This is a genomic window from Streptomyces sp. NPDC048565, from assembly GCF_040650935.1.
GTDB lineage: Bacteria > Actinomycetota > Actinomycetes > Streptomycetales > Streptomycetaceae > Streptomyces.
Genome location: NZ_JBEZIH010000004.1, coordinates 90,657 through 116,313, shown reverse-complemented (window position 1 = coordinate 116,313; position 25,657 = coordinate 90,657). Strand labels below are relative to the sequence as shown.

23 protein-coding genes are annotated in these 25,657 nt (G+C 69.8%); 9 read left to right on the top strand and 14 right to left on the bottom strand.

The window, feature by feature from the left end:
* Positions 1 to 143: 143 nt before the first annotated feature.
* Complete coding sequence (gene nirB / locus AB0C75_RS06740) at positions 144 to 2,732, top strand: nitrite reductase large subunit NirB (RefSeq protein ID WP_362887789.1); 2,589 nt, start codon at positions 144 to 146, stop codon at positions 2,730 to 2,732.
* 11 nt (positions 2,733 to 2,743) lie between these two features.
* Positions 2,744 to 3,103, top strand: coding sequence for a nitrite reductase small subunit NirD (gene nirD / locus AB0C75_RS06735; protein WP_362888102.1), 360 nt, complete (start codon positions 2,744 to 2,746; stop codon positions 3,101 to 3,103).
* Positions 3,104 to 3,147: 44 nt separating this feature from the next.
* Here nirD and AB0C75_RS06730 read toward each other — a convergent pair whose 3' ends face one another.
* From AB0C75_RS06730 to AB0C75_RS06710, 5 genes are all read right to left on the bottom strand, one after another.
* Entirely contained in the window at positions 3,148 to 3,564 is a 417-nt protein-coding gene (locus AB0C75_RS06730; protein ID WP_362887787.1) for a VOC family protein, read from the bottom strand.
* Positions 3,565 to 3,861: 297 nt separating this feature from the next.
* Positions 3,862 to 4,869, bottom strand: coding sequence for a helix-turn-helix domain-containing protein (locus AB0C75_RS06725; protein WP_362887785.1), 1,008 nt, complete (start codon positions 4,867 to 4,869; stop codon positions 3,862 to 3,864).
* A 458-nt stretch (positions 4,870 to 5,327) separates the two neighbouring features.
* Positions 5,328 to 8,039, bottom strand: coding sequence for a pyruvate, phosphate dikinase (gene ppdK, locus AB0C75_RS06720; RefSeq protein WP_362887783.1), 2,712 nt, complete (start codon positions 8,037 to 8,039; stop codon positions 5,328 to 5,330).
* 572 nt (positions 8,040 to 8,611) lie between these two features.
* Positions 8,612 to 9,760: a tRNA dihydrouridine synthase DusB gene (gene dusB / locus AB0C75_RS06715; protein ID WP_362887781.1), complete on the bottom strand. Its 1,149-nt coding sequence runs from the start codon at positions 9,758 to 9,760 to the stop codon at positions 8,612 to 8,614.
* A 45-nt stretch (positions 9,761 to 9,805) separates the two neighbouring features.
* Positions 9,806 to 10,747 (bottom strand): helix-turn-helix transcriptional regulator, encoded by a 942-nt coding sequence (locus tag AB0C75_RS06710; protein WP_362887779.1) that lies wholly within the window; start codon positions 10,745 to 10,747, stop codon positions 9,806 to 9,808.
* A 149-nt stretch (positions 10,748 to 10,896) separates the two neighbouring features.
* Between AB0C75_RS06710 and AB0C75_RS06705 the strand changes: the two genes are divergently transcribed.
* Positions 10,897 to 12,318 carry an MFS transporter gene (locus AB0C75_RS06705; RefSeq protein WP_362888100.1) on the top strand — a complete coding sequence of 474 codons (1,422 nt, stop codon included), beginning with the start codon at positions 10,897 to 10,899 and terminating at the stop codon, positions 12,316 to 12,318.
* A 73-nt stretch (positions 12,319 to 12,391) separates the two neighbouring features.
* Here the strand turns inward: AB0C75_RS06705 and AB0C75_RS06700 are convergent, their stop codons facing one another.
* The 3 genes from AB0C75_RS06700 to AB0C75_RS06690 form a co-directional block, all read right to left on the bottom strand.
* The gene (locus AB0C75_RS06700; protein WP_362887777.1) at positions 12,392 to 12,595 is read right to left on the bottom strand and encodes a DUF6243 family protein; all 204 of its coding nucleotides are present in this window, start codon (positions 12,593 to 12,595) and stop codon (positions 12,392 to 12,394) included.
* Positions 12,596 to 12,772: 177 nt separating this feature from the next.
* Entirely contained in the window at positions 12,773 to 12,976 is a 204-nt protein-coding gene (locus tag AB0C75_RS06695; protein ID WP_362887775.1) for a hypothetical protein, read from the bottom strand.
* Positions 12,977 to 13,069: 93 nt separating this feature from the next.
* Positions 13,070 to 14,452: a glycine--tRNA ligase gene (locus tag AB0C75_RS06690; RefSeq protein ID WP_362887773.1), complete on the bottom strand. Its 1,383-nt coding sequence runs from the start codon at positions 14,450 to 14,452 to the stop codon at positions 13,070 to 13,072.
* 220 nt (positions 14,453 to 14,672) lie between these two features.
* Here AB0C75_RS06690 and AB0C75_RS06685 point away from each other — a divergent pair, with 220 nt between their 5' ends.
* The 4 genes from AB0C75_RS06685 (at position 14,673) to AB0C75_RS06670 (ending at position 17,873) form a co-directional block, all read left to right on the top strand.
* Complete coding sequence (locus AB0C75_RS06685; protein WP_362887771.1) at positions 14,673 to 15,653, top strand: metal ABC transporter substrate-binding protein; 981 nt, start codon at positions 14,673 to 14,675, stop codon at positions 15,651 to 15,653.
* Between the two features lie 44 nt (positions 15,654 to 15,697).
* A complete protein-coding gene (locus tag AB0C75_RS06680) occupies positions 15,698 to 16,474 on the top strand; it encodes a metal ABC transporter ATP-binding protein (RefSeq protein WP_362887769.1) in 777 nt (258 codons plus the stop codon).
* A complete protein-coding gene (locus tag AB0C75_RS06675; protein WP_362888098.1) occupies positions 16,474 to 17,373 on the top strand; it encodes a metal ABC transporter permease in 900 nt (299 codons plus the stop codon). The genes AB0C75_RS06680 and AB0C75_RS06675 overlap by 1 nt, the downstream gene beginning before the upstream one ends.
* A 65-nt stretch (positions 17,374 to 17,438) precedes the next feature.
* Positions 17,439 to 17,873, top strand: coding sequence for a transcriptional repressor (locus AB0C75_RS06670; protein WP_362887767.1), 435 nt, complete (start codon positions 17,439 to 17,441; stop codon positions 17,871 to 17,873).
* A gap of 75 nt (positions 17,874 to 17,948) precedes the next feature.
* On the opposite strand, the gene AB0C75_RS06665 is transcribed toward AB0C75_RS06670, so the two are convergent.
* The 4 genes from AB0C75_RS06665 to leuA all read right to left on the bottom strand — a co-directional run bounded on the left by AB0C75_RS06665 (position 17,949) and on the right by leuA (position 22,267).
* Entirely contained in the window at positions 17,949 to 18,761 is an 813-nt protein-coding gene (locus AB0C75_RS06665) for an isoprenyl transferase (protein ID WP_362887765.1), read from the bottom strand.
* A 22-nt stretch (positions 18,762 to 18,783) separates the two neighbouring features.
* Entirely contained in the window at positions 18,784 to 19,530 is a 747-nt protein-coding gene (gene recO / locus AB0C75_RS06660; RefSeq protein ID WP_362887763.1) for a DNA repair protein RecO, read from the bottom strand.
* Positions 19,531 to 19,563: 33 nt separating this feature from the next.
* Entirely contained in the window at positions 19,564 to 20,265 is a 702-nt protein-coding gene (locus AB0C75_RS06655; RefSeq protein WP_362887761.1) for a TerB family tellurite resistance protein, read from the bottom strand.
* 205 nt (positions 20,266 to 20,470) lie between these two features.
* On the bottom strand, positions 20,471 to 22,267 hold the full coding sequence (gene leuA / locus AB0C75_RS06650; RefSeq protein WP_362887759.1) for a 2-isopropylmalate synthase: 1,797 nt from the start codon (positions 22,265 to 22,267) through the stop codon (positions 20,471 to 20,473).
* 292 nt (positions 22,268 to 22,559) lie between these two features.
* Here leuA and AB0C75_RS06645 point away from each other — a divergent pair, with 292 nt between their 5' ends.
* Positions 22,560 to 23,636: a M4 family metallopeptidase gene (locus tag AB0C75_RS06645; protein ID WP_362887757.1), complete on the top strand. Its 1,077-nt coding sequence runs from the start codon at positions 22,560 to 22,562 to the stop codon at positions 23,634 to 23,636.
* 75 nt (positions 23,637 to 23,711) lie between these two features.
* The gene (locus AB0C75_RS06640; RefSeq protein ID WP_362887755.1) at positions 23,712 to 23,978 is read left to right on the top strand and encodes a protealysin inhibitor emfourin; all 267 of its coding nucleotides are present in this window, start codon (positions 23,712 to 23,714) and stop codon (positions 23,976 to 23,978) included.
* A 154-nt stretch (positions 23,979 to 24,132) separates the two neighbouring features.
* Here AB0C75_RS06640 and AB0C75_RS06635 read toward each other — a convergent pair whose 3' ends face one another.
* Together AB0C75_RS06635 and AB0C75_RS06630 are read right to left on the bottom strand one after the other, a co-directional pair.
* Entirely contained in the window at positions 24,133 to 25,161 is a 1,029-nt protein-coding gene (locus AB0C75_RS06635) for a GTPase Era (protein WP_362887753.1), read from the bottom strand.
* Between the two features lie 51 nt (positions 25,162 to 25,212).
* Complete coding sequence (locus tag AB0C75_RS06630; protein WP_362887751.1) at positions 25,213 to 25,566, bottom strand: cytidine deaminase; 354 nt, start codon at positions 25,564 to 25,566, stop codon at positions 25,213 to 25,215.
* Positions 25,567 to 25,657 lie beyond the last annotated feature (91 nt).

The window sequence follows — 25,657 nt, the reverse complement described above, 5'->3', positions numbered from 1 at the left end:
CGGGTAACACCCGCCGCGCACGCTCGTCGGCATGAGGACACGGGCGGCGAACCCGGCACGTGGACCTGGCAGTACGACGACGCCGACGCCCTCCCCACCGACATGTCCCCGCTCCACCTGCTCACCAACGACGGAGGCTCCTGATGCCGGTGTCCACTCCCCCGACCGCTCCCACCGCAGGCGTGCCGACGATCGTGGTCGTCGGGCACGGCATGGTCGGACAGCGGTTCCTGGAAGCGCTCGCCGACCGCGGACTGACCGCGGCCGCCGGCACCGCCAGGGTCGTCGTGCTCTGCGAGGAGCCCCGCCCCGCGTACGACAGGGTGCAGCTGACCTCGTACTTCTCCGGCAGGACGCCCGAGGATCTGTCGCTCGTCGAGCCGGACTTCATGGCGCGCCACGGCATCGAGCTGCGCGTCGGTGATCCGGCGGAGAGCATCGACCGTGAGGGGCGCACGGTCACCGCACGCTCCGGGGAGGTCCTCTCCTACGACACGCTGGTTCTGGCCACCGGCTCGTACCCCTTCGTCCCGCCCGTGCCCGGCAAGGACGCCGAGGGCTGCTTCGTCTACCGCACCATCGAGGACCTCCTCGCGATCGAGGAGTTCGCGAAGCACGCGAGGACCGGCGCGGTCGTCGGCGGCGGGCTTCTCGGTCTTGAGGCCGCCGGCGCGCTGAAGGGGCTCGGGCTCGACACGCACGTCGTGGAGTTCGCCCCCCGGCTGATGCCGGTCCAGGTCGACGACGGCGGCGGTGCCGCGCTGCTGCGCACCATCGAGAACATGGGCCTCTCCGTGCACACGGGTGTCGGCACCCAGGAGGTCACCGTGGGCGGGGACGGCCGGGTCGTCGGCATGTCCCTGTCGGACGGTTCCTCGCTGGAGACGGATCTCGTCGTCTTCTCCGCCGGCGTACGCCCCCGGGACCAGCTGGCCCGCGACTGCGGTCTGGCGGTCGGCCCGCGCGGCGGCATCGTCATCGACGAGGAGTGCCGCACCTCCGACCGGGACGTCTTCGCGATAGGCGAGTGCGCGGTGGCCTCGGACGGCCGGGTCTACGGTCTTGTGGCACCGGGTTACGAGATGGCCCTTGCGGCGGCCGAGGTGATCGCGGGCAACGCGGCCTCCTTCACAGGCGCCGACCTCTCGACGAAGCTGAAGCTGCTCGGTGTGGACGTCGCCTCCTTCGGTGACGCGCACGGCGCGGCCGACGGCTGCCTCGACGTCGTGTACGCGGACTCCCGCTCGGGTGTCTACAAGAAGCTGGTGATCGGCCAGGACGGCACCCTGCTCGGCGGGGTCCTGGTCGGTGACGCCGACCAGTACGGCACGCTGCGGCCGATGACCGGCACGGTGCTCCCCGTCGCCCCCGAGCAGCTGGTGCTGCCGGCCGGCGCGGGCGGCGGCCCGGTCGTCCTCGGCCCGTCCGCGCTGCCCGACGAGGCCGTGATCTGCTCCTGCCACAACGTCACCAAGGGTGCGATCTGCGAGCACACCACGCTGCCCGAGGTGAAGAAGTGCACCAAGGCCGGTACGGGCTGCGGGAGTTGCGTCAAGGTCATCGGACAGCTGCTGCCGCAGCCCGAGGACCAGGGACTGTGCGGCTGCTTCGCGTACACCCGCGGTGAGCTGTACGAGATCGTCCGCACCCTGGGCATCACGACGTACGCCGGACTCCTCGACTCGCACGGCCGCGAGGAGGCGCGTGGCGGCGACGGCTGCGAGATCTGCAAGCCCACGGTCGGCTCGGTCATCGCCTCGCTCGCCCCGACGGTCGGCGCCAGCGGTTACGTCCTGGACGGCGAGCAGGCGGCCCTCCAGGACACCAACGACCACTTCCTGGCCAACCTCCAGCGCAACGGCTCGTACTCCGTCGTGCCGCGCATCCCCGGCGGCGAGATCACCCCGGAGAAGCTGATCGTGATCGGCGAGGTGGCCCGGGACTTCGGTCTCTACACGAAGATCACCGGCGGCCAGCGGATCGACCTCTTCGGCGCCCGCGTCGACCAGCTGCCGCTGATCTGGACGCGTCTGGTGGACGCGGGCTTCGAGTCGGGACACGCGTATGGGAAGTCGTTGCGCACGGTCAAGTCCTGTGTGGGGCAGACCTGGTGCCGCTACGGCGTGCAGGACTCGGTGAGGATGGCCATCGACCTGGAGCTGCGCTACCGGGGTCTGCGCTCCCCGCACAAGCTGAAGTCGGCGGTCTCGGGCTGCGCCAGGGAGTGCGCGGAGGCCCGTGGCAAGGACTTCGGGATCATCGCCACGGCACAGGGCTGGAACCTCTACGTGGGCGGCAACGGCGGCGCCACCCCGCGCCACGCTGACCTGCTCGCCCAGGACCTCTCCGACGCCGAACTGGTCCGTCTCATCGACCGGTTCCTGATGTTCTACATCCGCACGGCGGACCGCCTCGAACGCACCTCGACCTGGCTGGACCGGATCGAGGGCGGCCTGGACCACGTGCGGGACGTCGTCGTCCACGACTCGCTGGGCCTCTGCGACGAACTGGAGCGGCTGATGGCCGACCATGTCACCGGCTACCGCGACGAGTGGGCCGAGACCATCGACGACCCGGAGCGGCTGCGGCGCTTCGTCACCTTCGTCAACGCCCCCGACGCACCCGACCCCTCGGTCAAGTTCGTCCCCGAGCGCGACCAGGTCAAGCCCGACCTGGACATCCTCGCCGGCCCCGTGCTCGCCATCCGTACTCTTGAAGGGACTTCCCGATGACGGTCCAGCCAGTGACGGTCCGGACGGTGGAAACGGCGCAGGACACCCGGACGATCCAGCTTGCCGACGGGGACGCCTGGCTCACGGTCTGCGACCGTGACCTGCTGACCCCGGGACGCGGTGTGGCCGCGCTCCTCCCGGACGGCCGGCAGGTCGCGCTGTTCGTGGACCGGGCGGGCCGGGCGTACGCGATCGACAACCGCGACCCGTTCACCGGTGCGTACGTCCTCTCCCGGGGCCTGGTCGGCTCCGCCGGTGGGCGCCCGTTCGTCGCGTCGCCGCTGCTCAAGCAGCGTTTCGACCTGGCGACGGGCGCCTGCCTGGACGACGACGACGTCTCGGTGCCGGTCTTCCCGGTCCGCGGGGACTAGGTGTATTGCCCCGCAGCGGCCTCACATCCGGACCACGCCGGGTGTCAGGCCTGTCCCTCGACGGCGGCCGGGTCCATCCAGACGACCTCCCAGATGTGGTGGTCGGGGTCCTGGAAGGAACGGCCGTACATGAAGCCCTCGTCCATGGGCTCGTTGGCGAGCGAGCCGCCGTTGGCGAGCGCGGCGTCGGCCAGCTCGTCGACCTTCTCCCGGCTGTCCGCGCTGAGGGCGATGAGGACTTCGGTCGTCCTCGACGCGTCGGCGATCTCCTTCTTGGTGAAGTCCTTGAATCTCGGCTCGCTGATGAGCATGGCGAAGATCGTGTCGCTGATGACCAGACAGGCCGTCGTGTCGTCGCTGAACTGCGGGTTGAAGCCGAAGCCGAGCTTCGCGAAGAAGTTCTTCGTCGTCGCGAGGTCCTTGACCGGCAGGTTCACGAAGATCATCTGAGGCTGGGTCATGATGGTTCCACTCTTCCGTCCGGCACTCTGCGGTGCTCCCACGCGCTCCGTACGAGCGCTCACAAGAGGTAGACCACGGCGAGGCGCGGAACTCATCGCTGACGACCTGGTGCGCGATGGAGAGCGGATCAGCGAGCGGCGTCATGCGGCTTCGAATCCAAGGCGGAGGAGGGAAGCGACGTGGAGCGTCGTTGACCGACGACAACGCCGGAGGCGGAGTCGCAGGGCGTCGGGAGCCCGCTCGCTATCGTGCACCAGGTCGTGAGGGCTGTCCCGTAATCCCTGGCGGGACAGCCCTCAGGGCACGGCGACCGGGGCTCCGCCCCTGAGCAGGGCGGCGCCCAGCGGGGTGAGGGTGTGCAGGACCGAGCTGCCGTGGCGCAGGGTGCGGACCAGGCCGGCCTCGCGCAGCACACTGGCGTGCTGGCTCGCCGACGCCAGTGACACCCCGGTCCTGCGGGCCAGCTCACTCGTCGTGCAGCCGTTGTCTATGGAGTGCAGGACCGTGGAGCGGGTGTGGCCCACGAGCCGGCCGAGCCAGGGACCCGGCTCGGCGACGGCCGGGGCGCCGGGGTGGGTGACCGGGTAGACGAGGACCGGCGGGAGGCCCGGGTCGCGGTAGACGACGGGGGTGCCGCGGCAGAAGAACGACGGCTGCAGGAGCAGGCCGCGCCCGTCGAGCCGCAGCTCCCGGTCCACGGGGTAGTCAGCCTCCAGCACAGGGGACCGCCAGCGGATCATCGGCGGCAGCGTGGCCAGGAGCTCGTCCGCACCGCCGTCCAGCAGGGCGCGCCCCCGGACGGCGCGGTCGGCCTCGACGCTCGCCCTGATGTGCGGCCAGTACGGCTCGACCGCGGCGCGGTGGTAGGCGCGCAGGGTGGTGATGAGGCGCCCCAGCGGCTCCGTACGCCCCTCGGCCAGGGCCTCCGACAGAGCGGCGGCGGCGCCGGACGGCCGTCGCATACGGTCGGCGCCGATCGCCAGCAGCCCGAGTTCCCCACGGATGCGGTCCGCGGGCGTGTCACGCAGCGCCTCCATTCCGGCGTCGAGCCCGAACGGCTCGGCGCCTCCCCCGGAAGGCGTCAGGAAGTCGGGGAAATAGCCGCGGGGCGGAACGACCGCGGACAGCACACGCGCTTCACCATTCAACCGGTTACGGGATTCCTTCCGCCATTTCCCGAACACCGTGGACCCCCGTCTGTCTCTCAGCCGGTGAAAACTGAGGATGGTCTCCCACATCGCGTCCGGCCTCGTGGCCATCCGCACACGCGAAAGGTCCACCCCGGACACATGGATACGCAGCACCGAGCCCCCACCTGTTGCACTCGCAATTTCCCCCGCAGAAGCGTATGCGGGGCGTCACAGGAGGTCACCACGGGGTTTCGGCCACAGTTGAAATGTCTCGCCCGCATCCCCGCCAGCCGAAAAGCTGTACGACGTCGGGTGCGTATCCGGCGTCACCGAAAGAGCGGTTGAGGGCCGTGGGGGGCTTCGCCCGTTCGGCGGCGGTGAACGACGGTGCGGCTCCGCACCCGACGAGGTAAGCGGGTGCGGTCCGGGGGTGGGGATCCCCGGACCGCACCCCACCGATTTGCGGGACGAACGTGAAAAGGAATTGGTTCGCTTTTCAAATGAAGAAGCGGCGACACCCCCGCACAGGGTGCCGCCGCTTCCTGGTAATCCGGCTCCGCCGCGGGAGCGATGAGGGTCTGCGATATCCGGCGGCGGTATCCGGAGTCGTGGCGGGCGCGGTCCGCCGGGTCTCAGCGGCTGTCGCTGCCCCGCGATTCGGCGGCTGCCCGGCCCGCTTCCAGCCGGGCGACCGGAATGCGGAAGGGCGAGCAGGAGACGTAGTCGAGGCCCACCTCGTGGAAGAAGTGCACCGACTCCGGGTCTCCGCCGTGCTCACCGCAGATGCCGAGCTTGAGGTCCGGGCGGGTGGCCCGGCCGGCCTCCACGGCGCTGCGCACGAGGGCGCCGACGCCGTCCTTGTCGATCGTCTCGAACGGCGACACCCCGAAGATGCCCTTCTCCAGGTACGCGGTGAAGAACGAGGCCTCCACGTCGTCGCGGGAGAAGCCCCAGACCGTCTGCGTGAGGTCGTTGGTGCCGAAGGAGAAGAACTGCGCGGCCTCGGCGATCTGACCGGCGGTCAGCGCGGCGCGGGGCAGCTCGATCATCGTGCCGATGCTCAGCTTCAGCCGCGTACCGGTGGCCGCCTCGACATCGGCGATGACGCCGTCGGCCTCATCCCGGACGATCTCCAGCTCCTGGACCGTGCCGACGAGCGGAATCATGATCTCGGCGCGCGGGTCACCCTTGGCGTTCTTGCGCTCCGCCGCCGCCTCCGCGATCGCGCGGACCTGCATCGCGAACAGCCCGGGGATGACCAGGCCGAGACGGACACCGCGCAGACCCAGCATCGGGTTCTGCTCGTGCAGCTTGTGCACGGCCTGCAGGAGGCGCAGGTCGTTCTCGTTGGCGTCCTTGCGGGACTCGGCGAGCGCCACCCGTACGGAGAGCTCCGTGATGTCGGGCAGGAACTCGTGCAGCGGCGGGTCGAGCAGCCGTACGGTCACGGGCAGCCCGTCCATCGACTCGAACAGCTCGATGAAGTCGGCCTTCTGGAGCGGCAGCAGCGCGTCGAGCGCGGCCTCCCGCTCGTCGTCCGTGTCCGCGAGGATCAGCTTCTCCACCATCTCGCGGCGCTCACCGAGGAACATGTGCTCGGTGCGGCACAGGCCGATGCCCTGGGCGCCGAAGCGACGGGCCCGCGAGGCGTCCTCGGCGTTGTCCGCGTTCGCCCGTACCCGCAGCCGGCGTACCCGGTCGGCGTACGCCATGATCCGGTGCACGGCGCCGACCAGCTCGTCGGCGTCATCGGCGCCCGCGTGCATGCGGCCCTCGAAGTACTCCACGACCGGCGACGGCACGACGGGTACCTCGCCGAGGTACACCTTGCCGGTGGAGCCGTCGACGGAGACGAGGTCGCCCTCCTCCACCACGGTGTCGCCGACCGTGAGCCGGCGGCGCTTGGTGTCGACCTCGATCTCCTCGGCGCCGCAGACACAGGTCTTGCCCATGCCGCGCGCCACGACCGCGGCGTGCGAGGTCTTGCCACCGCGCGAGGTCAGGATGCCCTCGGCGGCGATCATGCCGTCGAGGTCGTCGGGGTTGGTCTCCCGGCGGATCAGGATGACCTTCTCGCCGGACCGCGACCACTTGACCGCGGTGTACGAGTCGAAGACCGCCTTGCCGACGGCCGCGCCGGGTGACGCGGCGATCCCGCGTCCCAGCAGGACGGTGGTGGCCGCGTCGTCGAAGCGCGGGAACATCAGCTGCGCGAGCTGGGCGCCGTTGACCCGCTGCAGCGCCTCGGCCTCGTCGATGAGGCCCTGGTCGACGAGCTGGGTGGCGATACGGAAGGCGGCGCCCGCGGTGCGCTTGCCGACCCGGGTCTGGAGCATCCAGAGCTGACCGCGCTCGATGGTGAACTCGATGTCGCAGAGATCCCTGTAGTGGTTCTCCAGCGTCTCCATGATCTTCATCAGCTGGTCGTACGACGCCTTGTCGATCGACTCGAGATCGGCGAGCGCCACCGTGTTGCGGATGCCCGCGACGACGTCCTCGCCCTGCGCGTTCTGGAGGTAGTCGCCGTAGACGCCCTGGTGGCCGCTGGCCGGGTCACGGGTGAACGCGACGCCGGTGCCGGAGTCGGGGCCGAGGTTGCCGAAGACCATCGAACAGACGTTGACGGCCGTGCCGAGGTCGCCGGGGATGCGCTCCTGGCGGCGGTAGAGCTTGGCCCGGTCTGTGTTCCACGAGTCGAAGACCGCCTTTATGGCCAGGTCCATCTGCTCACGCGGGTCCTGCGGGAAGTCGCGCCCCGCGTCCCGCGTGACGATCTTCTTGAACTGCTTGACCAGCTTCTTCAGGTCGGCCGCGTCCAGGTCCACGTCGACGGTGACGCCCTTGGCCTCCTTCGCGGCCTCCAGCGCCTCCTCGAAGAGATCGCCGTCGACCCCGAGCACGGTCTTGCCGAACATCTGGATGAGGCGGCGGTAGGAGTCCCAGGCGAAGCGCTCGTCGCCGGCCTGCGCGGCGAGTCCGACGACCGAGGCGTCGGAGAGGCCGATGTTCAGGACCGTGTCCATCATGCCGGGCATCGAGAACTTGGCGCCGGAACGGACGGAGACCAGCAGCGGGTCGTCGGCCTGACCGAGATCCTTGCCCATCCGCTTCTCGAGCGCCGCCAGGTGCGTACCGACCTCTTCGCGCAGTTCGGCCGGCTCCTCACCGCTGTCGAGGTAGACCTTGCAGGCCTCGGTGGTGATGGTGAAACCCGGAGGGACGGGCAGCCCGAGGTTGGTCATCTCGGCGAGGTTGGCACCCTTGCCGCCCAGAAGATCCTTCAGATCCTTGTTGCCCTCGGTGAAGTCGTAGACGAACTTCTGGGGGTCTTTGTGTTCCGACACGGGTCTCGACTCCTCGAGGACGCGGTGGCTGCCCTGACGGCGAGGAACATACCCAGATCGAAGGCTTCTGGGTACGGCCACTTGCGCGTCGTGAGGGCTCAACCACCCGTCCGCCAGCAGATCGAAAGTCGTGCGCCCACGCGCCATAAGGAAGAAGAACGTTCACCTCTTGAAGTCACCATCACCAACGGTGTGCGGTACGGCACCGAATCCCCACACAGGGTGAGGGATGCTTTGATCGATCAAAGTAAACCCGCCTGGCACCCAGTGCCGCCATTTGAGAAGTACAGCAACCAGAAGAGCGCTCATCTGAGCCAAGCGCACCTCAAGGGTGGCGAGAATCACGCCCCGAGTCGCGCTCAGATGTCACTATCCGGACGCCCGCCCGTCGACATCTGGTCACCATGGAGCTATGCGTACTCGACAGAGCGTGATCAAGACCTCCCGAGAGAGACCGATCACGCGCCTTCGCCGCGAAATCGCGGCGGAACGCACGGCATTCAAGGAGAAAAGCCCGCTCATCTGAGCGGGCCATTCCGTAGGGCACTCGGTGCCCCGGTGCAGGGGTCGGGTCAGCCGCCCGAGGTGTCCAGCTCCGCCTCGGCGCCCACGCCGGCGCAGTCGTACGGGTCCTTGAGCCAGCCGTCCGGCAGCGCCACCCGGTTGTTGCCCGAGGTACGCCCTCGCGGGCCGTCCGCGCCGTCCGGCCAGGGCTGGTCCATGTCGAGCTCCTGGAGCTGCCCGCCCAGCTCCTCCAGGGACGAGGTGACCGCGAGCCTCCTGCGCATGTCCGAACCGACGGCGAAGCCCTTGAGATACCAGGCCACGTGCTTACGGAAGTCGATCACGCCCCGGCTCTCGTCGCCGATCCACTCCCCCAGCAGCGTCGCGTGACGCAGCATGACCTCCGCGACCTGTCGCAGGGCGGGCGCCTGCCTCTCCCCCGTGCCCTCGAAGGCGCCGACCAGGTCGCCGAAGAGCCAGGGGCGCCCCAGGCAGCCACGGCCGACGACGACGCCGTCACAGCCCGTCTCCCGCATCATCCGCAGCGCGTCGTCGGCGCTCCAGATGTCGCCGTTGCCGAGGACCGGGATCTCCGGAACATGCTCCTTGAGACGCGCGATGGCGTCCCAGTCGGCCGTGCCGCCGTAGTGCTGGGCGGTGGTCCTGCCGTGCAGGGCGACGGCCGTGATGCCCTCGTCGACGGCGATGCGGCCCGCGTCGAGGTAGGTGGTGTGGTCGTCGTCGATGCCCTTGCGCATCTTGATGGTGACCGGGAGGTCGCCCGCCTCGGCCACGGCCTCACGGAGGATCGCGCGAAGGAGCGGCCGCTTGTACGGGAGCGCGGAGCCGCCGCCCTTGCGGGTGACCTTGGGGACGGGGCAGCCGAAGTTCAGGTCGATGTGATCGGCGAGGTCCTCGTCGACGATCATCCGGACCGCCTTGCCGACGGTGACAGGGTCCACCCCGTACAGCTGGATGGAGCGCGGGGTCTCGCTCGCGTCGAAGTGGATGAGCTGCATGGTCTTCTCGTTGCGCTCGACCAGCGCCCGTGTGGTGATCATCTCGCTGACGAACAGCCCCTTGCCCCCCGAGAACTCTCGGCACAGGGTGCGGAAGGGTGCGTTGGTGATGCCGGCCATGGGCGCGAGCACCACCGGCGGCTGCACGGTGTGCGGGCCGATCCGGAGCAGCGGGAGGGCGGGGGCGAGCGTGGTCATGGCCCCATTGTCCCGCACGCCCGAAGCGGCGGGGGTGCCGCCCGCTCAGGCCTCCGCGAAGGAGACCGCGCGGGAATCCACGAGGGGCTGACCGGCGGGGATCCGATCGGCGGCCGGTTCGTCGCCGGACTCCGCGAGCACGGTCGCCAGCAGCCGCTCCACCCCCAGCCGTGACTGCTCGTCCGAGGGGACGTACGTCACCATGCGCGGGCCCACCGACGGGCCGAGCCACAGATCCGTGTGGACGAGCCTGAGCAGCCCGACCCGGGCGTTACGGAAGATCTTGGTGCGGTTCGAGGGCCCGACGACCTCGTGCCGGGCCCAGAGCTCGCCGAATTCGGGTGAGGCGGCCTCCAGCCGCGCCAGCAGCGCCTTCCAGGCGGGCTCGGCCAGATGCTCCGCCATCGCGGCGCGGAACTTGGCGGCCATCACCCGGCGCATGCCGGGCAGATCGACGACTGAGGCGCGCCACTGCTCGTTGGTGTAGGCGAGCAGCATGCAGTTGCGGTCCTCGGGGGCGACCTCGTCCAGGTCGCACAGCAGCCGGCCGTAGGTGCGGTTGTAGGCGAGGATGTCGTACCGGCTGTTCTGGATGCAGGCCGGGAAGGGCTCCAGGCGCGTGAGCATCTCCTGGAAGGCCGGGGTGACGCCGGTGCAGTCCGAGCCGGGGGCGGGGTCGACGGCACCGGCGAGTGCGAAGAGGTGGGTGCGCTCGCTGCGGTCCAGCAGCAGGGCGCGGGCCAGGGAGTCGAGTACCTGCGGGGAGACCTGGATGTCGCGCGCCTGCTCCAGCCACGTGTACCAGGTGACGCCGACGGCGGAGAGCTGTGCGACCTCCTCGCGGCGCAGCCCAGGGGTCCGCCTGCGGCGGCCCCGGACCAGGCCGACCTGCTCGGGGGTGATCCGCTCACGACGGCTGCGGAGGAATCCGGCGAGCTCGTGCCGCCGGATCTCGGTCTCGGGTGCTTCGCTCGCCACGGTCGCCATGCTCCCAGCGTGCCGAATGTCCGGGCGTATTGCCAGGTGCTCCGTGTACCAGGATAAAGACACTCTGGTACCAGGCTGAGGACAGGTCCATCGTCGATGCCGTGAGTGAATCCTCTGTACTGACGAACCCATCCGCCACCCGCACCCCGGTGGCACGACACGACCACCGCACGCCGGTGCTCGGCGGGCTCGGGCTGTTCACCGTGCTGCTCGGCGCGGCACTGCCCCTCATCGACTTCTTCATCGTCAACGTCGCCCTGCCCACCATCGACCACGACCTGGCCGCAGGACCCGCGCTCCTGGAGCTGGTCGTCGCGGGCTACGGCCTCTCCTACGCCGTACTGCTCGTCCTGGGCGGGCGCCTCGGCGACATGGCCGGACGGCGCAGGCTCTTCCTCATCGGGATGGCCGCCTTCGGTCTCACCTCTCTCGCCTGTGGTCTGGCCCCGGACGCCTGGACCCTCGTGGGGGCGCGGGTGGCGCAGGGTGCCGCCGCGGCGCTGATGCTGCCGCAGGTGCTCGCCACCATCCAGTCGGCCACGGCAGGGCACCGCAGGGCGCGTGCCATGAGCCTGTACGGGGCGACCGCCGGGCTCTCCATGGTCGCCGGCCAGATCCTCGGCGGCGTCCTGGTCTCCGCCGCCCCGCTGTCCTCGGTGTTCGGCGAGAGCGCGGGCTGGCGGTCGGTGTTCCTGGTGAACGTCCCGGTGGCCGTGGTGGGGCTGATCCTGGCCGTCCGCACGGTACCGGAGACCCGTTCGGACCGGCCCGCCCCCGTCGACGTGCCGGGCACGCTCCTGCTGGCCGCGTCCCTGGTGACGCTGCTGGCGCCGCTGACCGAGGGACGGGCTGCGGGCTGGCCGCTGTGGACCTGGGTGTCCCTGGCCCTGTTCCCGTTCGCCGCGGCGGCCTTCTACCGGGTGGAGCGCCGGGCCGACGCACAGGGCCGGACGCCGCTGGTGCCGCCGAGCCTGCTGCGGCTGGTCTCGCTGCGGCGCGGGCTCGCTCTGGTGGTGCCGTTCTCGATCGGCTTCGGCGGCTTCATGTTCGTGATCGCGGTGGCCCTCCAGCAGGGCCTGGAGATGGGTCCGGCCGCGGCGGGCCTTTCCCTGGCGCCGATGGCCACCGCCTTCTTCGTGGCCTCGCTGGCAGGCCCCCGGCTGGTACGGCGCTTCGGCAGCCGGGTCGTGACGGCCGGCGGGCTGATCCAGGGCGTCGGCGTCGCGGTGCTGGCGCTGACCGTGTGGCGCGGCTGGCCGGACCTCGGGCTGCTGGGCCTGCTGCCCGGCATCGCCGTCGCGGGTCTGGGGCAGGGGCTGCAACTGCCCGTGCTGTTCCGGATCGTGCTGTCCGACGTACCGGCCGAGCGTGCCGGGGTGGGCGGCGGCGTGATGACGACGACCCAGCAGGCCGCCCTGGCGCTGGGGGTCGCCACGCTCGGCACGCTGTTCCTCTCGCTGGCATCGGGCTCGGGGATGCGGGACGCGCTGATCGTGACGCTGCTCGTGCAGCTTGCGGCCGTCGTCCTGACGACCCTGCTGAGCCTGCGGCTGCCCCGCGCCGTGAAGTGAGCGGAACGGGTACGGGCCCGGATCACCGAGGTGATCCGGGCCCGTACCCGTCGTGGCAGGTGGTGCGAGGAGGTCAGCTGTCGGCCGGTGCGTCCTGCGCCGGCGCGGCATCGGCGGCGGCGGCGCGCTCACGCATCTTGCGCACCAGCTCCTGCTTCTTGTCCTCGGCGGCCTTGCGGTCGTCGTTGCGCGCGGGGCCCGCGCCCTGCTGTTCGGCGCGGGACAGCTTCTTGCGCTGTCCGCCCACGCCGAGGAGGTTGTTGCGGCTCTTGGCCACGGTGTTCTCCCATTCGTCATGAGGAAGTGAGGATGACGTGTCGTGTATCGATCCGATGGGCGACGGGCGGTCGGGCCCGTCGCGCGCTCACTCGTAGATCTGGAAGAACGAAGACATGGCGACAAGGTACCCCGGCGGAAGGGGTATCTCATCCGGTTTTTCCGGCCGCGCCCCGGCTCAGGCGGTCGGGTCGACCGTCGCCTGGTGGGCCTCGGTCAGATGCTCCTCGGCCTTGAGCCAGGGCAGGAACTGCGCCCCCTTGCGCCATCCGCAGGTGTCGCAGGTCAACTGCCGCGACATCCCCGACTTCCTTACGTGGACGACGTGTTCACGGCCGTGCTGGTCCCATCTGCTGACCTTGCTCGTGGTCATGGACGGCATCCTGGCCTCCCTGTGGACGAGTGCGCCCAGTCTGCACGAAGCCCCCGGTTCCGTGCGGCGGAACCGGGGGCTTCGTGATGTGGAACGGGTGCGTCAGCAGCCCAGCAGGCGGGAGCCGAGGTAGCTCTGGATCTGGTCCAGGGAGACGCGCTCCTGCTTCATCGTGTCGCGCTCGCGCACGGTCACCGCGTTGTCGTCGAGGGTGTCGAAGTCGACGGTGACGCAGAACGGCGTGCCGATCTCGTCCTGGCGGCGGTAGCGGCGGCCGATGGCGCCCGCGTCGTCGAACTCGATGTTCCAGTTCTGCCGCAGGTCGGCGGCGAGACCCTTGGCCTTCGGCGACAGCTGCGGGTTGCGGGACAGCGGCAGGACGGCGACCTTGACCGGCGCGAGGCGCGGGTCGAGGCGCATCACGGCGCGCTTCTCCATGACGCCCTTGGCGTTGGGAGCCTCGTCCTCGCTGTAGGCGTCGAGGAGGAAGGCCAGCATCGCGCGGCCGACACCGGCCGCGGGCTCGATGACGTACGGCGTGTAGCGCTCGCTCTTCTCCTGGTCGAAGTAGGAGAGGTCCGTGCCGGAGGCCTTGGAGTGCGCCGTGAGGTCGTAGTCGGTGCGGTTGGCGACGCCCTCCAGCTCGCCCCACTCGCCGCCGCCGAAGCGGAAGCGGTACTCGATGTCGGCGGTGCGCTTCGAGTAGTGGGAGAGCTTCTCCTGCGGGTGCTCGAACCAGCGCATGTTCTCCTCGCGCATGCCGAGGCCGGTGTACCAGTTCCAGCGCTGCTGCATCCAGTACTCCTGCCACTCCTCGTCCTCGCCCGGCTTGACGAAGAACTCCATCTCCATCTGCTCGAACTCACGCGTGCGGAAGATGAAGTTGCCCGGAGTGATCTCGTTCCGGAAGGACTTGCCCATCTGCGCGATGCCGAACGGCGGCTTCTTGCGCGAGGTCTGCTGCACCTGGCCGAAGTTGGTGAAGATGCCCTGCGCGGTCTCGGGGCGCAGGTAGGCGACCGAGCCGGAGTCCTGGGTGGGGCCGAGGTGGGTGGAGAGCAGACCCGAGAACTGCTTGGGCTCGGTGAAGGTGCCCTTGTTGCCGCAGTTGGGGCAGTTGAGGTCGGCGAGGCCGTTGACCGGGGGCTTGCCGTGCTTCTCCTCGTACGCCTCCTCCAGGTGGTCGGCGCGGTAGCGCTTGTGACAGGAGGTGCACTCGGTGAGCGGGTCGGAGAACGTGGCGACATGGCCGGAGGCGACCCACACCTCGGGGGCCAGGATGACCGACGAGTCGAGACCGACCACGTCCTCGCGCGAGGTGACCATGTAGCGCCACCACTGGCGCTTGAGGTTCTCCTTCAGCTCGACGCCCAGTGGCCCGTAGTCCCAGGCGGCCTTCTGGCCACCGTAGATCTCACTGCAGGGGTAGACGAAGCCACGGCGCTTGCTCAGGCTGACGATGGTGTCGATCTTGTCGGCGGCCACGGTGCTCTCTTCATTACGACGACGAAATTCGGACAGGGGACGGCGCGGCGAGCGCCTCGGTGGGGGGTGCTCGGATGACGGGCGGGCGAATACCCCAGATTACCGGCGGGCGCACCCCCCATATCAAATCGGTGGGGCGCATCGCGGTCACCCGGTCCTGATCCGGGCATCTCATCAGCCTTGTTGACAATCGTTTCCACTTTTGTTGAAAATGACTGTCATGAACGTACGTCGCCTCATACCCACAGCCGCCGTCGCCGGAGCAGTCGCTCTCGGTCTCACCGCGCTCTCCGCCTGTTCCACCTCCGACGCGGCCGAGGGCGGGAGCGACGGCACACTGGACGTGGTGGCGTCCTTCTACCCGATGCAGTTCCTCGCCGAGGAGATCGGCGGGTCGCACGTCTCCGTCACCAGCCTGACGAAGCCGGGCACCGAGCCGCACGACCTGGAGCTCTCCCCCCGGCAGATCGGCGGACTGAGCGACGCCGACCACATCCTCTTCCTCAAGGGCGTCCAGCCCGCCGTGGACGACGCCGTCGCCCAGGCCGGCGTGGAGAACACCGTGGACGCGGCGAAGCTCACCACGCTGGAGAACCACGGCTCCGAGGTCGACGCCCACGACCACGGCGAGGACGCGGAGCACGAGGGCGAGGAGCACGAGCACGAGCACGAGGAGGCCGGCCTCGACCCGCACATCTGGCTGGACCCGGTGAAGTACGCCGAGGTCGCCAAGGGTGTCGGCAAGTCCCTGGAGAAGGCCGACCCCGACAACGCCGCCGACTACCGCAAGAACACGGACACCCTGGTCTCCGAGCTCGACGAGCTGAACACGGCGTACACGACCGGGCTGAAGGACACCGCGACCAAGACGTTCATCACCACGCACTCCGCCTTCGGATACCTCGCCGAGCGCTACGGCCTCGTCCAGGAGGGCATCGCCGGCCTCGACCCCGAGGCCGAGCCCAGCCCCGCCCGGATCGACGAGATCCACACCGTCGCGGAGAAGAACAACGCCACCACCGTATTCTTCGAGACGCTCGCCAGCGACAAGACCGCGAAGACCCTGGCGAAAGACCTCGGACTGAAGACCGGAGTTCTGGACCCGCTGGAGGGAATCACCGACAAGTCCGCCGGTGCTGACTACATCGAGGTCATGAAGTCCAACCTCGCCGCCCTCCAGAAGGCTCTCGGCGCGAAGTGACCCCCGCGGTACCCGAACCACCCGTAGCAGCACCGGAGGCGATCATGCCCGAGCCCAGTACGCCAGAACCCGTGATCAGCATGCGCGGAGCCACGGCGACGCTCGGCGCGCGCCCGGTGCTGCGCGGTGTCGACCTCACCGTCCACCGGGGCGAGGTCGTGGCGCTGCTCGGCGCCAACGGATCCGGTAAGTCCACCGCCGTACGCTCCGTCATCGGCCAGGTGCCGCTCACCGGCGGCACCGTCGAGCTGTTCGGCACACCGCTGCGCCGCTTCCGCCGGTGGTCCCGCGTCGGATACGTACCGCAGCGCACCACGGCGGCGGGGGGCGTTCCCGCCACGATCCGCGAGGTCGTCGCCTCCGGGCGCCTGTCGCGTACGAAGCTGAGGATCCCCGGCAAGGCCGACCGGGCGGCCGTGGACCGGGCCATCGAGCTCGTCGGCCTCAGCGACCGCGCCAAGGACTCCGTGGACGCCCTCTCCGGCGGCCAGCACCAGCGGGTGCTGATCGCCCGCGCGCTCGCCGCCGAGCCCGAGGTGCTGATCATGGACGAGCCGATGGCGGGCGTCGACCTGGCCAGCCAGGAGATCCTCGCCACGACACTGCGCGAGCAGGTCGCCGGCGGGGCGACGGTGCTCCTCGTCCTGCACGAGCTCGGCGCCCTGGAACCGCTGATCGACCGGGCGATCGTCCTGCGCGACGGCTGCGTCATACACGACGGGCCGCCCCCGGAGGCCGTGGGCCAGCACGCCCTGCCGGGCCACGACCACGTACACCCCCACGCGGCCTCCGAGCCCGTCCGGACGGGACTGCTGACCTGATCATGCTGGAATTCCTCAACCCCCCCTTCATGCAGCGGGCCCTGATCGCGGCCGTCCTGGTCGGGATCACCGCCCCCGCCATCGGTATCTATCTCGTCCAGCGCCGCCAGGCCCTGATGGGCGACGGCATCGGACACGTCGCGATGACCGGCGTCGGTCTCGGCTTCCTGCTCTCCACCAACCCGGTCTGGATGGCGACGCTCGTCGCCGTGGCCGGCTCGGTCGTCATGGAGCTCATCCGCTGGTACGGACGCACCAGGGGCGACATCGCCCTGGCCATGCTCTTCTACGGCGGCATGGCGGGCGGGGTGATGCTGATCAACCTCTCCGACACGGGCTCCAACGCCAACCTCACGTCGTACCTCTTCGGCTCGCTCTCGACGGTCTCCGAGGAGGACGTCACCACCATCACTGTCCTGGCCGCCTTCGTGATCCTCGTCACCGTCGGGCTGCGGCGCCAGCTGTTCGCGGTCAGCCAGGACGAGGAGTTCGCCCGGGTCACCGGGCTGCCGGTGCGCGCTCTCAATCTGCTGGTCGCCGTGACGGCCGCGGTCACCGTCACCGTGGCGATGCGGGTCGTCGGCCTGCTGCTGGTCAGCGCGCTGATGGTGGTGCCCGTCGCCGCCGCCCAGCAGATCTCGAAGTCCTTCAAGGTGACGTTCGTCCTGGCCGTCGTCATCGGCACGGCCGTCACCCTGGCCGGCACCGTGGCCTCGTACTACCAGGACGTGCCGCCCGGCGCGACGATCGTGCTGCTGGCCATCGCCGCGTTCATCGTGCTGACGGCGCTCGCCACGCCGCTGGCCCGCAGACGCGCGCGGCTTCGCGGGAGCGAGGCGGACCGGTGCACCCTTGAGGTACCGGCTGCCCGCCCGGCGCCGGACGACGTTCAGGTGTGACCGTGCCGACGGGGCGGGCTGGCACAATGGCCCGACACACGTACGGGCGACACGAGGAGGCAGCTGTGGCGACGGCGCCGATCAGTGGCACGAACGCGGCTCCGGTACGCGGCCGGTCCACCCGGCAGCGGGCGGCGGTCGCGGCGGCGCTCGACGAGGTCGATGAGTTCCGCAGTGCCCAGGATCTGCACGATGTGCTCAAACACCGGGGTGACTCGGTCGGGCTGACCACGGTCTACCGCACACTCCAGTCCCTGGCCGACGCGGGCGAGGTCGACGTCCTGCGCACGACCGACGGCGAGGCCGTCTACCGACGCTGCTCGACCGGTGACCACCACCACCATCTGGTCTGCCGCGTCTGCGGCAAGGCCGTCGAGGTGGAGGGCCCCGCCGTGGAGCAGTGGGCCGAGACCATCGCCGCCCAGCACGGCTATGTGAACGTGGCGCACACGGTGGAGATCTTCGGGACCTGCGCGGACTGCGCGGGCGCCGAGGGCTGACACCCCCGGGCACATGAGACATCGAGGGGGCCCCGGCACCGGGGCCCCCTCCACGCATCCGTGTGCGACAGGCTCTCAGGCCTTGGTGATCTCCTCGGCGCCGCCGAAGCGCCGGTCACGCCGGGCGAACTCCAGGCAGGCGTTCCACAGGTCGCGGCGGTCGAAGTCCGGCCACAGGACGTCCTGGAAGACCATCTCGGCGTAGGCGCTCTGCCAGATCAGGTAGTTGGACGTGCGCTGCTCCCCGCTGGGGCGCACAAAGAGGTCCACGTCCGGCATGTCCGGGTAGTAGGTGTACTTCGCGAACGTCTTCTCGTTGACCTTCGAGGGGTCGAGCTTCCCCGCCGCGACGTCCTCGGCGATGCGCTGCGCCGCGTCGGCGATCTCGGCCCGGCCGCCGTAGTTGACGCAGAAGTACAGCGTCATCCTGTCGTTGTCCTTGGTCTGCTCCTGGGCGACCTGGAGCTCCTGGACGACGGACTTCCACAGCTTCGGCATGCGGCCGACCCAGCGGATACGGATGCCGAGCTCGTCCATCTCGTCGCGACGGCGCCGGATGACGTCCCGGTTGAAGTTCATGAGGAACTTCACCTCGTCCGGCGAACGCTTCCAGTTCTCCGTGGAGAACGCGTACAGCGAGAGGTTCTTGACGCCCATCTCGATACAGCCCTTGAGAACGTCCATCACGACGCTCTCACCGACCTTGTGGCCCTCGGTGCGCGGAAGACCCCGCTCCTTGGCCCAGCGGCCGTTACCGTCCATCACGACGGCGACGTGCTTGGGTACGATCTCGCCGGGAATCTTCGGCGGGGTCGCGCCGGAGGGGTGCGGCTCGGGCGTCTTGTAATCGGACCGGTTACGACCACCGAGCATCCCGCGTACTGCCATGAGCTTCTCTCGTCTCCCTGTGTCACTTCTCTACGTACCGCAGCGAGCGCAGGCCGCGCTCCAGATGCCAGTGCAGATAGGCGGACACGAGCCCGCTCCCCTCCCTGACATGACGCGCCTCGGACGCGTCCGCCGTCTCCCAGTCGCCGGTGAGCAACGCGCTCAGCAGTTCGACGGCCTCCGCCGAGGGTACGACGCTGCCGGGCACCCGGCAGTCGCCGCATATGACGCCGCCCGCCGCGACGGAGAAGAACCGGTTCGGTCCCGGCATTCCGCACTTGGCGCAGTCGACGAAGCTGGGGGCGTAGCCGTTGACGGCCAGCGAGCGCAGCAGGAACGCGTCCAGGATGAGATTCGGCGCGTGTTCGGCGCGCGCCAGGGTGCGCAGCCCGCCGACGAGCAGCAGGTACTGCTGGACCGCGGGCTCTCCCTCGTGGTCGGTGAACCGCTCGGCGGTCTCCAGCATCGCGGTGCCGGCGGTGTAGCGGGCGTAGTCGGAGACGATGCCGCCGCCGTACGGAGCGATCGTCTCGCTCTGGGTGCACAGCGGAAGGCCGCGTCCGATCAGTTCGCTGCCGCGCGAGAAGAACTGCACGTCCACATGGGAGAAGGGTTCGAGCCGCGCACCGAATTTGGACTTGGTGCGGCGCACCCCGCGCGCGACGGCGCGCACCCGCCCGTGGCCGCGGGTCAGGATCGTGATGATCCGGTCGGCCTCGCCCAGCTTCTGCGTACGCAGCACGACGCCGTCGTCCCGGAACAAGCTCATACGACCATTGTCGCCCACCGGGGCGGGCCGGGCCTACGAGGGCGTACGCGCAGCCTCCAGCAGCTTCGCCGTGTCCGCGGGACAGAGCTGGAGCGCTCCGCCCACCGTGGTCAGCACCTCGCGCTCCGCCTGGCTGTACGGGCCGTCGGCGAGCGCGATCCTGGCGCCGCGCAGCAGGAGCGCCTCGCGGCCGGGCACGGCCAGGTGCGGTGCGAGCGGCTTCAGGACCTCGTGGAGCTCGATGGCGAGGGCGGCGCCGCAGGCATCGGCCGCGGGGTCGGCCCCGTCACCGGCCCCGGTGTCGGCGGCGAGCACCTCGACGATGGTGAAGAGCTGCTCCTGGGAGCAGTCGTCGAGGCCCGCGTCGCGGACGGTGGCCGCGGCGGTCTCCAGGACCGTACGGGAGGTGGTGCCGCCCGCGGCGAGCACGGCGAGCGTGACGGTGTGCACGGCCTCCCGCAGCATCGCCGAGAAACGGGTGGTGGTGGGGCGGTCCAGGGCGTCGGGCGCGCAGCGCGTCCCGCAGGCGGCGCATTCGACGACGGGCCCCGCGCTGCCCCGGGCGAGCAGCGGCAGCCCGAGGACGGTGAGGCGCCGACGTCCCGTGAGGCGACGGTAGTTACGGTCGCCCCCGCAGCACGGGCAGAAGAACTCGCCGTCACCGACGGTGTCCCAGACGGTACGGATGCCGTAGATGCGCAGTCTTAGGGTGTGTTGTTCTTTGGCTGTCCGCACGTCGCACACCTCCGCAACTCCACCGAGGCACCATTGCCACGTTGGACGTGATGTTAGCCACATGCATGATGTCGCGTCAGTATCCTGGACGTCACAAGACCGGGATATGGCCGAACCCCGCCCACCCTCGGCGGGTGAACGGGGTTCTCGGGCCAGGCGGTTCAGCGGCGTATCGGATGTATGTACCGAATGCCGCAGGGTGGTGTCAGCGGGTCGCTCGGTTGACCGCGGAGACGACCGCCTTCAGCGAGGCACGCGTGGTGTTGGCGTCGATGCCGATGCCCCACAGCACCTTGCCGTCGATCGCGCACTCGATGTAGGAGGCCGCCTGCGCGCTCGCGCCCTCGCTCATCGTGTGCTCGGTGTAGTCCAGCAGACGGGCGTCGACCCCGACGGCCTGCAGCGCTTCGAAGAACGCGGAGATCGGGCCGTTGCCCGTGCCGGTCAGCAGCGTGTCCGCGCCGTCGACGGTGGCCTCGACGGTGATGGAGTCCTGGCCGTCGGTGCCGGTGGTGCTCTGGCCGGAGCGGATCTGCACGCGCCCCCAGGCGTTCTCCGGGCTGGGCAGGTACTCGTCCCGGAAGGTCGACCAGATCGCGGCCGGCGTGACCTCGCCGCCGTCGGCATCGGTCTTGGCCTGAATGATCCGGGAGAACTCGATCTGCATGCGGCGCGGCAGGTCCAGCTTGTGGTCGTTCTTCAGGACATAGGCGATTCCGCCCTTGCCGGACTGCGAGTTGACCCGGATGACCGCCTCGTAGGAACGGCCGACGTCCTTCGGGTCGATCGGCAGGTAGGGCACCGCCCACTCGATGTCGTCGACCGTCATGCTCCGGGCGGCCGCGTCGGCCTCCATGGCGTCGAAGCCCTTCTTGATGGCGTCCTGGTGGGAGCCGGAGAAGGCGGTGTAGACCAGGTCGCCCGCGTAGGGGTGGCGCGGGTGGACCTCCATCTGGTTGCAGTACTCGCTGGTGCGCCGGATCTCGTCGATCTGCGAGAAGTCGATCTGCGGGTCGACGCCCTGCGAGAAGAGGTTCATGCCCAGCGTGACCAGGTCGACGTTGCCGGTGCGCTCGCCCTGGCCGAACAGGCAGCCCTCGATGCGGTCGGCACCCGCCATGATCGCCAGCTCGGCGGCTGCGACGGCGGTGCCCCGGTCGTTGTGCGGGTGGACCGACAGGCAGACGTGCTCACGGCGGGTCAGGTTGCGCGACATCCACTCGAAGCGGTCCGCGTGGGTGGACGGCGTCGAGCGCTCCACGGTGGCGGGCAGGTTGAGGATGATCTCGCGGCCCTCCTCGGGCTGCCAGACGTCACAGACCGCCTCGCAGACCTCCAGGGCGAAGTCCAGCTCGGTGTCGGTGAAGATCTCCGGGCTGTACTGGTATCCGAAGATCGTCTCGTCGCCCAGGATCTTGTCCGCGTACTCCATGACCAGCCGGGTGCCGTCCACGGCGATCTGCTTGACCTCTTCCTTCGTGCCGCGGAAGACCACACGGCGGAAGGTGGGTGCGGTGGCGTTGTACAGGTGGACGGTGGCGCGCCGCGCTCCGACCAGTGACTCGACGGTGCGCTCGATCAGCTCCTCGCGGGCCTGCGTCAGGACGGAGATCGTCACGTCCTCGGGGATCGCGCCCTCTTCGATGATGGAGCGTACGAACGCGAAGTCGGTCTCACCGGACGACGGGAAGCCGACCTCGATCTCCTTGTAGCCCATGCGTACGAGCAGGTCGAACATCTCGCGCTTACGGGCCGGCGACATGGGGTCGATCAGGGCCTGGTTGCCGTCGCGCAGATCGGTGGACAGCCAGCGGGGGGCCACGGTGATGCGGTTGTCCGGCCAGGTGCGGTCGGCGATGTCCACGGCCTCGTAGCCGCGGTACTTGTGGACCGGCATTCCGGAAGGCTTCTGCAGCTGACCTGCGTTGGTCACCGGGGTGGGGCCACCGACGGGGGTGGTGGTGACGGCATCGGTGCGCGCGGGGGGATTCACTGCGGTCATGGCGTACGGCTCCTCTGAGGTCCAGCAGGGGCGGCCGACTGTGTCGCTGCAACAGCGAACTCCGCGGGGAGGGAGCCGGCCTACGACTACAGGCCCTCGCCGCGGCAGCTAAGGAGGAGCAGCCCGAAACGCATGATGCGGCAACACTAACCGAGGGGCGTCCGGCCTGTCGGCCCGTATCAGTATGCGGGATCCACCGGTCGTGGAGGCGGAACAGTGATACATCACTCTATTTCGTCAATCGCGATCGCAACCAGTGACAGGACGGTGACGGAGTGCCACAGTCATTTGCATGCAGCTTCGACCGAACAACGGGTTCCAGCCCGTCTTCTGCACCATCGTGCCGCCCCACGTCCTCGACAAGATCTCCCGGTCGGACGACCCACAACTGGCCGATCCCGCACGCCGCACCCTGGAGGCCGACGGAGCCAGGCGCCACCACCGGCGGGTGACCGCGCTAGCCCGGACCGTCCAGGCCGCCCGTACCTCGGCGCCGGTCCCCACCAAGCCGCACCGCACCCTGTACGACTGCCGGCACGGCACCGACCTGCCCGGCGTCAAGGTCCGTGACGAGGGCGACGAGGCGACCCAGGACGCCAGCGTCAACCGCGCGTACGCCGGACTGGGCGCCACCTTCGAGCTGCTCCTCACGGAGTTCGGCCGCAGCTCGATCGACGGCAAGGGCCTCCCGCTCATCGGCTCCGTGCACTACGACGAGAAGTACAACAACGCGTTCTTCGACGGCGAGCAGATGGTCTTCGGGGACGGCGACGGAGAGATCTTCCTGGACTTCACCGTCGCCATCGACGTGATCGCCCACGAGCTGACCCACGGACTCACCCAGTACACGGCCAACCTCGCCTACGAGGGCCAGTCGGGCGCGCTCAACGAGTCCGTGTCCGACGTCTTCGGCTCCCTGGTCAAGCAGCACTCGCTGGGCCAGAGCGCGGACCAGGCCGACTGGCTGATCGGCGCGGGGCTGCTCGCCCCCCGGGTCAGCGGTGTCGCGCTGCGCTCGATGAAGGCTCCGGGCACGGCGTACGACGACGATGTGCTCGGCAAGGACCCGCAGCCCGGGTCGATGGACGACTACGTCGAAACGGACGAGGACAACGGCGGGGTCCACCTCAACTCCGGCATCCCCAACCGCGCCTTCCACCTCCTGGCCACCGCACTCGGCGGTAACTCATGGGAGCGGGCGGGCCGCATCTGGTTCGACGTGCTGACCGGCGGTGAGCTGGCCCAGGACGCTTCCTTCAAGGACTTCGCCAAGCTCACCGTCACGGCGGCGCAGCACAGGTTCGGGGAGGGCGACGAGGCCGAAGCAGTGCTCAAGGCATGGTCGGAGGTGGGCGTGCCGACCCGCTGACCGGGTAGATACACGCGGGGCCAGGGCCTGTCCGGGCCGAGGTCGGTGTCAGGTGTCAGGCAGGAGCCGGTACGCATGCGCATTCAGGTGAGCCGGACCGGTGGGTTCGCCGGCATCGCACGCCACGGTGAGATCGAGACCTCCGGACGGCTCGACGCCGCCGACTGGGAAGCCCTGGCCGAGTCGGCGCTCGCCGACGGCCGGGGCGGCCCGCCCGCCGGAGTGCCGGACGGCTTCCGCTACCGGATCACCGTGGACGGCCGGACGGCGGACTGCGCGGACCCACGGCTGACCGAGGCCCAGCGGACTCTGATCTCCCGGGTCCTCAAGGAAGGCGCATAGGGTCTTCCGTCCGGATCAGGCCCGGGAGACGGGCTCAGAATCCCAGCTCGCGCAGCTGCTTGGGGAGCCACTCTCCACGCCGCACTCGCACCCCTCGGCCCAGGGGCCTCAGCGGCTTCGCACGGCCGCGTCGGCCTCCGGACTCCGGCCCGCCTCAGAATCCCAGCTTGCGCAGCTGCTTGGGGTCGCGCTGCCAGTCCTTGGCGACCTTCACATGCAGGTCCAGGAAGACCGGCGTGCCCAGCAGCGCCTCGATGTGCTTGCGGGACTTGATGCCGACGTCCTTGAGCCGCTTCCCCTTCGGGCCGATGATGATGCCCTTCTGGCTGGGCCGCTCGATGTAGACGTTCGCGTGGATGTCCAGCAGCGGCTTGTCCGCAGGCCGGTCCTCGCGGGGCAGCATCTCCTCGACGACGACGGCGATGGAGTGCGGCAGCTCGTCCCGCACGCCCTCCAGCGCGGCCTCCCTGATGAGCTCGGCGACCATCACCATCTCGGGCTCGTCGGTGAGGTCGCCCTCCGGGTAGAGCGGGGGGCTCTCGGGGAGCAGCGGGGCGATCAGATCGGCGAGCAGGCCCACCTGGCCTGCCCCTCGGCCGCCACCACCCTTGTTCGAGGGACTGCGTCCCCCCTCCTGCTCCTCCTTGACCGCCGAGACCGGGATGATCTCCGCCCACTCGAAGCCGAGCTCGTCGGCCAGCGCGGAGACGGCCAGCAGCTGCTCGGCGAGCACCTTGGACTCGACCAGGTCGGTCTTGGTGATGATCGCGATCTTCGGGGTCTTCTTGATCCCGGCGAGTTCCTTGACGATGAACTTGTCGCCGGGTCCGAGCTTCTGGTCGGCGGGCAGGCAGAAGCCGATGACGTCGACCTCGGCCCAGGTGGTCCGCACGATGTCGTTCAGCCGCTCCCCGAGCAGCGTGCGCGGCTTGTGGAGACCGGGTGTGTCCACCAGGATCAGCTGGGCGTCGTCGCGGTGCACGATGCCCCGCACCGTGTGCCGGGTGGTCTGGGGCCGGTTGGAGGTGATCGCCACCTTGCTCCCGACCAGAGCGTTCGTGAGGGTGGACTTGCCCGCGTTGGGGCGGCCCACGAAGCAGGCGAAGCCGGCCCGGTGGGGGGCGGTGTTCTCAGCCTGCTGCGCAGCAGCTTCGGTGTTCGGTCGAGCGCTCATGGCGCCCATTCTCCCCGATCCGGACGGCCGAGTTGCACAGGAGGGCGCCGCCGCCCCGAATCAGCCCGCGGTCACCGTCGACCTGAGCGTGCCGTCGGGCGCCGCGAGCAGCACGGGAGTGCCGGCCCCGCCCAGGTCACGCACGGCGGCCAGGTCCGCGTCCGAGGCGGTGGCGGACCCGGAAACGACGGCCGCCGCCTCCAGGGAAGTGGCGCCACTGGCCACCGCCATCGCGACGGCGGTCTGGAGTGCGCTGAGCTTCAGCGACTCCAGGGCCACGGTCCCGGCGGCGTACGTACGTCCCGTCTCGTCCCGCACCGCTGCGCCCTCCGGCACTCCGTTGCGGGCGCGGACACTGCGCGCCAGGGTGACGATCTTGCGGTCCTCGGGGCCGAGGTCAGTGCTGTCGGTCATGTGCTGAGCATACGAAGGGGGCGGGCGGACTCCCCGCGACGGGGTCGGTTCACCCCGGGACCGGGTACATCGAGGCGCGCGCCTGCCCGCG

Coding starts and splice junctions, on each gene's coding strand:
- nirB (WP_362887789.1), top strand. CDS start 144: ATGCCGGTGTCCACTCCCCCGACCGCTCCCACCGCAGGCGTGCCGACG.
- AB0C75_RS06730 (WP_362887787.1), bottom strand. CDS start 3,564: ATGACCCAGCCTCAGATGATCTTCGTGAACCTGCCGGTCAAGGACCTC.
- dusB (WP_362887781.1), bottom strand. CDS start 9,760: ATGACCACGCTCGCCCCCGCCCTCCCGCTGCTCCGGATCGGCCCGCAC.
- AB0C75_RS06710 (WP_362887779.1), bottom strand. CDS start 10,747: ATGGCGACCGTGGCGAGCGAAGCACCCGAGACCGAGATCCGGCGGCAC.
- AB0C75_RS06695 (WP_362887775.1), bottom strand. CDS start 12,976: ATGCCGTCCATGACCACGAGCAAGGTCAGCAGATGGGACCAGCACGGC.
- AB0C75_RS06685 (WP_362887771.1), top strand. CDS start 14,673: ATGAACGTACGTCGCCTCATACCCACAGCCGCCGTCGCCGGAGCAGTC.
- AB0C75_RS06680 (WP_362887769.1), top strand. CDS start 15,698: ATGCCCGAGCCCAGTACGCCAGAACCCGTGATCAGCATGCGCGGAGCC.
- AB0C75_RS06665 (WP_362887765.1), bottom strand. CDS start 18,761: ATGGCAGTACGCGGGATGCTCGGTGGTCGTAACCGGTCCGATTACAAG.
- recO (WP_362887763.1), bottom strand. CDS start 19,530: ATGAGCTTGTTCCGGGACGACGGCGTCGTGCTGCGTACGCAGAAGCTG.
- leuA (WP_362887759.1), bottom strand. CDS start 22,267: ATGACCGCAGTGAATCCCCCCGCGCGCACCGATGCCGTCACCACCACC.
- AB0C75_RS06645 (WP_362887757.1), top strand. CDS start 22,560: ATGCAGCTTCGACCGAACAACGGGTTCCAGCCCGTCTTCTGCACCATC.
- AB0C75_RS06640 (WP_362887755.1), top strand. CDS start 23,712: ATGCGCATTCAGGTGAGCCGGACCGGTGGGTTCGCCGGCATCGCACGC.
- AB0C75_RS06635 (WP_362887753.1), bottom strand. CDS start 25,161: ATGGGCGCCATGAGCGCTCGACCGAACACCGAAGCTGCTGCGCAGCAG.
- AB0C75_RS06630 (WP_362887751.1), bottom strand. CDS start 25,566: ATGACCGACAGCACTGACCTCGGCCCCGAGGACCGCAAGATCGTCACC.